The organism is Ktedonobacter racemifer DSM 44963 (assembly GCF_000178855.1).
GTDB classification, from domain to species: Bacteria; Chloroflexota; Ktedonobacteria; order Ktedonobacterales; family Ktedonobacteraceae; genus Ktedonobacter; species Ktedonobacter racemifer.
Genome location: NZ_ADVG01000009.1, coordinates 1 through 9,039 on the forward strand (window position 1 = coordinate 1; position 9,039 = coordinate 9,039).

General features: G+C 53.6%; 4 protein-coding genes and 3 tRNA genes. 6 read left to right on the forward strand and 1 reads right to left on the reverse strand.

Annotated features, from left to right (window positions below; genetic code table 11):
• Positions 1-19: 19 nt before the first annotated feature.
• A complete protein-coding gene (gene ppk1, locus KRAC_RS60300; RefSeq protein WP_007923738.1) occupies positions 20-2,182 on the reverse strand; it encodes a polyphosphate kinase 1 in 2,163 nt (720 codons plus the stop codon).
• 325 nt (positions 2,183-2,507) lie between these two features.
• Here ppk1 and KRAC_RS60305 point away from each other — a divergent pair.
• The 6 genes from KRAC_RS60305 to lon all read left to right on the forward strand — a co-directional run bounded on the left by KRAC_RS60305 (position 2,508) and on the right by lon (position 8,946).
• Positions 2,508-2,590 (forward strand) — tRNA-Leu (locus KRAC_RS60305).
• A gap of 77 nt (positions 2,591-2,667) precedes the next feature.
• Positions 2,668-2,742: transfer RNA gene (locus KRAC_RS60310), tRNA-Gly, on the forward strand.
• Positions 2,743-2,966: 224 nt separating this feature from the next.
• Positions 2,967-3,041 (forward strand) — tRNA-Gly (locus tag KRAC_RS60315).
• A gap of 376 nt (positions 3,042-3,417) precedes the next feature.
• Positions 3,418-4,851: a trigger factor gene (gene tig / locus KRAC_RS60325; RefSeq protein ID WP_007923740.1), complete on the forward strand. Its 1,434-nt coding sequence runs from the start codon at positions 3,418-3,420 to the stop codon at positions 4,849-4,851.
• Between the two features lie 68 nt (positions 4,852-4,919).
• A complete protein-coding gene (clpX, locus tag KRAC_RS60330; protein WP_052569474.1) occupies positions 4,920-6,194 on the forward strand; it encodes an ATP-dependent Clp protease ATP-binding subunit ClpX in 1,275 nt (424 codons plus the stop codon).
• A 136-nt stretch (positions 6,195-6,330) separates the two neighbouring features.
• A complete protein-coding gene (gene lon, locus KRAC_RS60335; protein WP_007923742.1) occupies positions 6,331-8,946 on the forward strand; it encodes an endopeptidase La in 2,616 nt (871 codons plus the stop codon).
• Positions 8,947-9,039 lie beyond the last annotated feature (93 nt).

Sequence of the window (9,039 nt, forward strand, 5' to 3'; positions counted from 1 at the left end):
ACTTTTGCTTTTCTCTTATTTAAGCTGAAGAAGGAATGGCTCTGATGGTCGTATCAGGACCTTCTTCCTCATCCGTGACCTCGAAGAGAGGGTGGGCGATAAACCAGCTCTGGCTATCCATCACTGGCATATCAGGATCATCGTTTTGCACACGGTGATAGCAGCCATCCGCGTTAAGCTCATGCGCGTTGACATTGTCGGCCAGGACTGGGCGCAGCATATTCTCATAGAGCGCGTCGCGTATATAGCGATGCTCAATCGGGAAGAGTACTTCTACACGATTGTTGAGATTGCGTTGCATCAGGTCCGCGCTTCCAAGCAGAATCTCGGGGTTGCCGTTATTGCCAAAGTAGTAGACGCGGCTATGCTCAAGAAAACGTCCGACGAGGCTGCGCACACGAATATTTTCGCTGATACCGGGGATACCCGGACGCAGGCAGCAGATGCCACGGATCACAAGATCAATCTCAACTCCGGCCCGCGAGGCTTTATAGAGCAGTGAGATGATTTCAGGATCGGTCAGCGAATTAAATTTGAAGATCAGGCGTCCATTGCCATGCTCCTCATGTAGCCTGATCTCGCGTTCAATGTGTTCGTTGAGGCCGCGTCGCAGCCCAATGGGAGCCACAAGTAACTGACGGTAGTGCGCCTGGCGCGAATAGCCTGTCAGTGAGTTGAAGAGCAGCGTCACGTCATCACAGATCTCCTGGTTGCTGGTGAGCAGGCCCAGGTCTTCATAAATGCGGGCCGTAGCGGCATTGTAGTTGCCTGTTCCCAGGTGGACATAGCGTCGCAGGCTCTTGCCCTCCTTGCGCACCACCAGGGCAAGCTTGGAGTGGGTTTTCAAGCCTTTGAGTCCATAGACTACGTGTACCCCCGCCAGCTCCAGCTTACGTGCCCAGACAATGTTATTCTCCTCGTCGAAGCGTGCTTTTAGCTCGACCAGCACCGCGACCTGTTTCCCATTCTCTGCCGCGCGCAGCAGGGCCTGCACAACAGGTGAGTTGGGTCCAACGCGATAGAGGGTCTGTTTAATCGTAAGCACATCGGGATCATCGGCGGAGGCATTAATAAAGTCGACGATGGTGCTAAAGCTGTCAAAGGGATGATGTAGCAAGACATCGTGTTTCTTAATGGTAGTAAAGAGATCGGATCCACGCCGCACAAAGCTGGGAACACGCGGAGTAAAGGGAGGGTCCTTCAGCTCAGGACAATCCAGGTTTCGTAGCTCTATGACATCTCCCATGCCCAGTTGCCCGTCAATGACCGTCAGATCATCATGCGTAATCTCAAGGTTATCGATCAACAAATGACGGATGCGCTGAGGCATAGAGGGATTGACGGCCAGGTCGACGACGACGCCAAAGCGGCGATCACGTACCTCTTGCTCGATTGTTTCAAGCAGGTCGGAGGCATCATCCTCTTGTAGCTCAAGGTCTGCATCGCGTATCACACGGAAGGGATAGGACTCCCAGATATCGAATCCAGGGAAGAGTGTGCTCAGATGCGCGGCGATGAGCTGTTCTATCCAGACAAAGACCTCTTGCTGCTGCTCGTTGTCATTTTCCATGGAGCGTGTGACGGGAACCAGGCGTGGCAGAGATGGCGGAATTTTCACACGTGCGAAGAGTTCCTTATTATGCAGGACATCTGTCAGGACCACAGCCAGGTTCAAGCTCAGGTTTGAGATATGTGGGAAAGGGTGTACAGAGTCGACTGCGAGGGGGGTTAGAACCGGAAAGACTTCACGTTCAAAGTAAGCCCGTAGTTCGTTGCGTTGGAGCACATCGAGTTGCTCATAATCGAGAATATGAATATGCTGGTCTGCCAGGAGTGGAAGGATATCATGTCGCCAGTACTGGCGGACCTCCTGTACCAGGGGGGCCAGTTGCCTGCGTACCGCTTCTAACTGTTGCGCGGCTGTACGACCGTCTGGACTGCGTGGCGCTGCGCGCGAAGCAATCTGATCTTTTAGACCAGCCAGGCGAATCATAATAAACTCATCCAGATTTGTCTCAAAAATGGATACAAATTTGACGCGCTCAAGCAGCGGGTGGCGTGGGTTTTTAGCTTCCTCAAAGACACGGCGATTAAACTCGATCCAGCTTAATTCGCGATTGATATAAAGATCGGGCTGTATGGTGTCAGGTAAGCTAGAAGTCGATGAAGTTATTTGACTCATACGTAATAGGTCCCAGCATTATCGTACAGCGTTTCTTTATCTTCATTGTATCATCCAGGTAGGCACGATGCAAAAGGAAAGAGTAAGTGACATGGTGTTCCCCTGGTAGCGCAGGCTGCCGGGGGAACACCATGTCACTTACTTTACCAACATTAGGGCTCTCAAGTTTATCGCTTTATGTGGCCTGAAGGTATAAAATCTGGAAATTATCTTGACAGCAGGTATCTCACTGATGTATTATCTCTCAAGTGAGATTACTAGCGTTGTGCTGGACGAAAGCATTGTCTGAGAGTATCAGCCCTGGCTAGATATGCACATCAGTAGCGGGCGGTTGCTGAAATTGGTAGACAGGACAGACTTAGGATCTGTTGGTGATGAACCGTGAGAGTTCGAGTCTCTCACCGCCCACCGGAAACCGAAAGGTTACCGAAAAGCTAGATATCCTGTTAAGAATACAGCAAAACGTGTCCTTTTAAATGGCACTTGCGGGAGTGGCTCAGTGGTAGAGCGTCACCTTGCCAAGGTGAATGTCGCGGGTTCGAATCCCGTCTCCCGCTCCAGGTGGTCTTGCACTAGAGTATCGTAGCGCTCTCTTGTCTACCTTGTTTGTTAGCTAAGAGGTGCGAAGGCTGACAGTGTGACAGGTGGAAGAAAAAAACGCTTTCGTTTGTTATACTGGACAGGAAGGGAAAACGATATGTATCGCAGTGGCCACGCTGAACCGTGGTGGTTGGAGTAAGCATCGCTATGATGCACACTGGTAGCTACCATGACAACCGAATATGCGGGAGTGGCTCAGTGGTAGAGCGTCACCTTGCCAAGGTGAATGTCGCGGGTTCGAATCCCGTCTCCCGCTCCAAATTCTTGAAGCAGAGGGCGACTGGTAACACGGTTAGCCCTCTGTGGGCAAGTGCAGACAAAACCCACACAAGACATACCATCATAACACCTGTTCTGAGGGATGCGATAAGCGAGACGAGATACTCTGTTGTGGGGTGGTCTAGAGGTGGGAGACAGCTGAGAGAGTACGGGGCATGGCCTATTCGCGCGGCAATCATGTGGGTCACCTTCGAATTGTGCCTCGAATATACCAACAATCCTATGTATTCTCCCAGGATAGGTACTTCCCACAGCCTACTTACCCGCGATATAATAATACACTGTAGCTTTGAATTTTATTTCCGAACAAAGACTACGTACGAGATTTATGATAAAGAAAACCTGTTGGAGGAACTGTGAAGGTCTCTGTTGAAAAGTTGCCAACCAGCGAGGCAGTACTGGAAGTAGATGTTACCTGGGATGAGATGGAAAAAGCCTCGGATAAGGCATATAAAAAGATTGTAAAGCAGGTAGATATACAGGGGTTCCGTCGAGGGAAAGCCCCTCGCTCAATGATTGAGCGCAGAATGGGCAAGGAATACATTTACCAGGAGGGCCTTGATGAGCTGATTTCCGAGGCCTATCGTGACACCCTTGTTGAGCACGAGATTGTTCCCATTACGCAGCCGACGCTGGATGCGCCCTCTATCGAAATGGGAGAACCCTACCACTTCAAGATTACTGTTCCCATCGTTACTCCCGTTGAACTGGGCGATTACAAGTCTATCCAGATGGAGCGCGAGGAGGCCGATGTTACCTCTGAGGAGGTCGAGCAAGAGCTGGACACTCTGCGCCAGCGTTTGACCACCTGGAAAGAGGTTGAGCACGCCGCTGAGTATGATAACCGCGTGACGATGGACCTCAAAGTGACCAGCGGTGAGCAGAAAGTCTCAGACCTGAAAGATAATCCCTTTGAGTTGACCCACGAGCGTGTTGGCCTCTTCTCGGGCATGGATGAGCATATCGTAGGCATGAACGCCGGAGAAGAGAAGAGCTTTACCACAACCATCCCCGCTGACTATGGCAACGAAAAGCTTGCTGGTCAGGAGGCGCAGTTTGAGGTCAAGCTGCATAAGGTTGAAGAGAAAGAGCTTCCTGAACTAAATGACGAGTTCGCTGAAAAGGTTAGTGATGGCCAGTATTCCAGCCTGGAAGACCTGCGCAAGTTCTTGAGCGATAACATTCTGGAAAATAAGAAGCGTCGCATTCGTGAGGAGCTGAGAGACAAGGCCCTGGATGCCGTCATTGAGCAGTCAAACTTTACCCTGCATCCGCTGTTGATTGACGAGCAGGCGGAAGAGATGCTCCACCAGTTCTCGCATCTTCTGGAGCAGCAGAAGCTCTCGCTAGACCAGTACCTGATGATGATGCGCAAATCACGTGAAGAGTATCTCAAAGAGCTGCGCCCCGACGCCGAGAAGAGCGTGAAGCGCCAGTTGGTACTGGATGCGATTGCCAAGGCCGAGAACATTACGGTTTCGCCAGACGATATTAAGATGCTCTTCGATCTCTATGATCAGAGTGGACAGCCACTTCAGCGCAGCAAAGAGCAGGCGGATGCGCTAGCCCGCAGCTTCCTGCGCGAGAAGACAACTGGTCGCCTGGTTGATATCGTTGCCGGACCCGATCCAGACGCGGCGGAAGGCACCGAGAGTGAAGAGAGTGCCATTGCGGCCGCGGCTGCTGCTGAGGAGATTGCGGCCGAGACTGATAATGAGAGTAGCAAGAGTGAGGCGTCTGCAACAGAAACATCTCTACCCGAGGACACCAAGGATCAGACCGTAGAGTAAGCATATCGCTACCAGGTGCGGAGAAAGCACTAGTAGGAAAGGTAACAGACGTGGCAAACTCGAAAAACATGCGCACAACATACCGTTGTTCATTTTGTGGCAAGAGCCAGGACCAGGTTCAGCGTTTAATCGCTGGACCTGGCGGGGTCTACATCTGCGATGAGTGTATCGACCTGTGTCGAGAAATCATCGAAGAGGAGCAAGCCACTGTTGCCAAGCCTCGTGGTACGCAGACAGGGAAGATGCCGGCGCCCAAGAAGATCTATGAGCAGCTCAGCAGTTATGTCATCGGTCAGGAACGTGCCAAGCGCGCCCTGGCGGTAGCGGTCTACAACCACTACAAGCGCATTGGCGTCGGCATGCAGATCGATGATGTTGAACTGGGCAAGAGTAACATCCTGCTGATTGGTCCAACTGGTAGTGGTAAGACCCTGCTGGCTCAGACGCTGGCAAAAGTTCTCGACGTTCCCTTCTGCATCGCGGACGCGACCGCGTTGACGGAGGCCGGTTACGTTGGTGAGGATGTGGAGAATATCCTCCTCCGTTTGATCCAGACGGCTGACTTCGATATCGCACGCGCTGAACGCGGCATTGTGTACATTGACGAGATCGATAAGATCGCGCGCAAATCGGACAACCCCTCGATTACGCGTGATGTCTCGGGCGAGGGTGTGCAGCAGGCGTTACTGAAGATTATCGAGGGTACGGTGGCCAATGTGCCTCCTCAGGGTGGACGCAAGCATCCGCACCAGGATTTCATCCAGATCAATACTTCAAACATCCTCTTTATCTGTGGAGGTGCCTTTGAGGGCCTGGAGAAAATCGTGGAGCAGCGCCTTGGTAGCAATAAGATGATGGGTTTTAGCGGCGTCAAACCGAGTGGCGAGACTGCGGAGCAAGAGAAGGATCAGCCGATTCTCACCAAGCTCAATCCCGATGACCTGCTCAAATTCGGCCTGATTCCCGAGTTTGTGGGACGTCTCCCCGTAAGTGTTTCGCTTGATCCATTGGATCAGGAGGCCCTGGTGCGTATCCTGACCGAGCCTAAGAACGCGATTGTAAAGCAGTATCAGAAGTTCTTACAGCTCGATCATGTGGATCTTGTCTTCACCAGTGACGCGCTAGAGGCAGCAGCCGAGCGAGCGCTGAAGCAGAAGACGGGTGCGCGCGGTTTGCGCTCGATTATCGAGGACGTCCTGCTGGATGTAATGTACGAAATTCCTTCTCGTGCCGACGTAAAGAAGGTGATCATAAACGGAGAGGTGATTGCTTCCCGCCATAAGCCCTTGCTTGTGACGAGGACGGATCGCACCAATGCCTATTCTGAGAATGAGTCTGCCTAGGGCAGACTCATCAACTTTTATAGCCTAGCATGAGGGCAGAAATAAAGCGGTGCGATGCCCAGCGATCGTTCATTGGATTTGATGCAGTAGGTTTTTGTAGGTAGGTGACCGGTCAGGCTAGACAGGTGGGAAACCAATGAGTGAACAGGAACGCCAGGAACATGTAGAGGAGATGTTGGAAAGTTATCCGCTTGTGGCGTTGAAGAATATAGTGGCCTTCCCCCATAATCGGCATGCGTTGGTCATTGCCCGCGAGAAGACAGTTCGTGCCGTTGAAGAAACTATGATGCGACCAGACCGCATGCTGGTCGCTGTGACGCAGCGTGATGCAGATATAGATGACCCCGAGTTCAAAGATATTTACCCCATCGGTACCCTGGCTGAGATCTCCACTATGCATCGCCAGCAGGATGGCAGTGTGCAGGTGGTCATCCGTGGCATAAACCGGGTCAGCGTGAAAGAGTTTACTGAGACCGAGCCTTTTATGCGTGCGCAGGTTGAGGTGCACGACGATGTCCAGGCCACTGGCTCGCAGGCAGATGCTATGGTCCGCCACGCCATAGGTCTCTTTGAGCAGTATGCGCAGCTAAGCCGGCGCTTCTCAGTCGAGGATATCAATTCGATTGTGGCGCTCAAGACGGCCAGTCGCCTCTCTGATACCCTGGCGGCCCATATTGTCACCGATAGCCAGCATCAGCAGGATCTCCTGGAGACGTTAGATCCCATGGAGCGCCTGGAGAAGATCTGCGTCCTGATTGGCAACGAGATTGAGATCCTGGAGCTGGAGACGACTATTCGCAGTCGTGTGCGCTCGCAGGTGGATCGTACCCAGAAGGAGTTCTACCTGCGCGAGCAATTGCGCGCCATCCAGGAAGAACTGGGGATGGATACCACCTCCGAGTCGGATGAGCTGCGCAAGCGCCTGGCCGAGAAGAAGCTACCAGACGAGGTCATGACCAGGGTGCGCAAGGAGATCGACCGCCTGGAGCGTATGCCCCAGCAGTCGGCTGAGATCAGCGTGATTCGCGCCTATATCGATTGGTTGCTGGCCCTTCCCTGGAACGAGCGGAGCCAGGAGACCTTTGATATCGAGGCCACGCGACACATCCTCGAAGATGACCACTACGGCCTGGAGGGTATTAAAGAGCGTATCATCGAGTTCCTGGCTGTACGGCAGCTACGGCAGCAGCAGGCCAGCCGCGAAGGGCTTCCCAAGAGCGAGAGCCAGGGGCAGATTCTCTGTCTGATTGGCCCGCCAGGCGTGGGTAAGACCTCGCTGGGTTACTCCATCGCCAAGGCCCTGGGGCGCAAGTTCGCGCGTATCTCGCTTGGTGGCGTCCACGATGAGGCCGAGATTCGCGGTCATCGCCGCACCTACGTCGGCGCTCTGCCTGGTCGCATTATTCAGAGTATGAAGACGGTGGGTGTGCGTAACCCGGTCTTCCTGCTTGACGAGATCGATAAGCTCTCGGCGGAGCAGCGCGGAGATCCAAGTGCGGCCCTGCTGGAGGTACTGGACCCTGCTCAGAACAAGACCTTCGTCGACCACTACCTGGAGATCCCCTTTGATCTCTCCGAGGTCTTCTTCATCTGTACCGGGAACGTCAAATACCAGATTCCCCGGCCCCTGGCCGATCGTATGGATATCATCGACCTGCCAGGCTATATGCTTGACGAGAAGGTGAATATCGGCACAAGGCACCTTTGGCCCAAGGTACTGAACGAGCATGGCTTGAGCCCTGAGCAGGTACGCATTCCTCAGCCTGTTATGCAGCATATCGTGACGGATTACACGCGCGAGGCAGGTGTGCGTAACCTGGAGCGCCAACTGGCCACAATCTGTCGTAAAGCTGCCCGGCGTGTGCTGGAGAAGCCGAATACACGTATTCGCCTGACGACGAATAACCTGGGGCAATACCTGGGACTGCCGCGCTACGCGGATATGCAGTTGACGCACAAGCCACGCGTGGGCTCGGCAATGGGCCTGGGCGTGACCGAGAACGGGGGCGTTATGCTACCTGTTGAGGTCGTGACCATGGTTGGTAAGGGCGACCTGATGGTGACTGGTCAACTTGGAGACGTAATGCGGGAGTCGGCCATGGCGGCGCTCTCCTATATCCGCACGCGCGCCGATATGTTGAAGATCGATCCCAACTTTCAGGATGCCACCGACCTGCATATCCACATGCCAGAGAACGCCATGCCCAAAGATGGACCCTCAGCAGGCATCACCATCGCCACAACCCTGGTGTCGGCATTGACCAGGCGCGCCGTACGTGGTGATATCGCCATGACCGGTGAGATCACCTTGCTGGGCGATGTCCTGCCCATTGGAGGCCTGAAAGAGAAGGTCCTGGCGGCCCAGCAAGCCGGCATTACCCATATTATTGCTCCCGCTGAAAACAAAAAAGACCTCATCGAGATCCCCTCCCGTATTCGTCAGCGACTCCAGTTTACCCTGGTCGAGAATATGGACGAGGTAATTGAGATCGCCCTGCTACCACCTGAGGAGGAGGTAGAAGAGCGACCAGCAAATGGAGGCGAGATAGTACCCCTGCGCCTGGAAGAGCGCGATGGCCCACTCGTTTCCGAGAGCCAGAAGCGCCCACGCATGAATAAAAGCGCGGCCATGGAGCAAGAGAAACGCGATGTCGAAGAGCCAGAGGAGCGTGAGCCATTTATCGTGCCCCGCGAAACTCCCTCGCCCCTCTATCCCCAGGCGCGCTCTCACAAAGAGCAAGAAAAGCAATAAAAAAGAGGCCGATTGTATCGGCCTCTTTTTTATTGCTCTTGTAAAGTATATATTCAGGACCTCTCGCCACTGCATGGCTCGCCGGGTTATGGA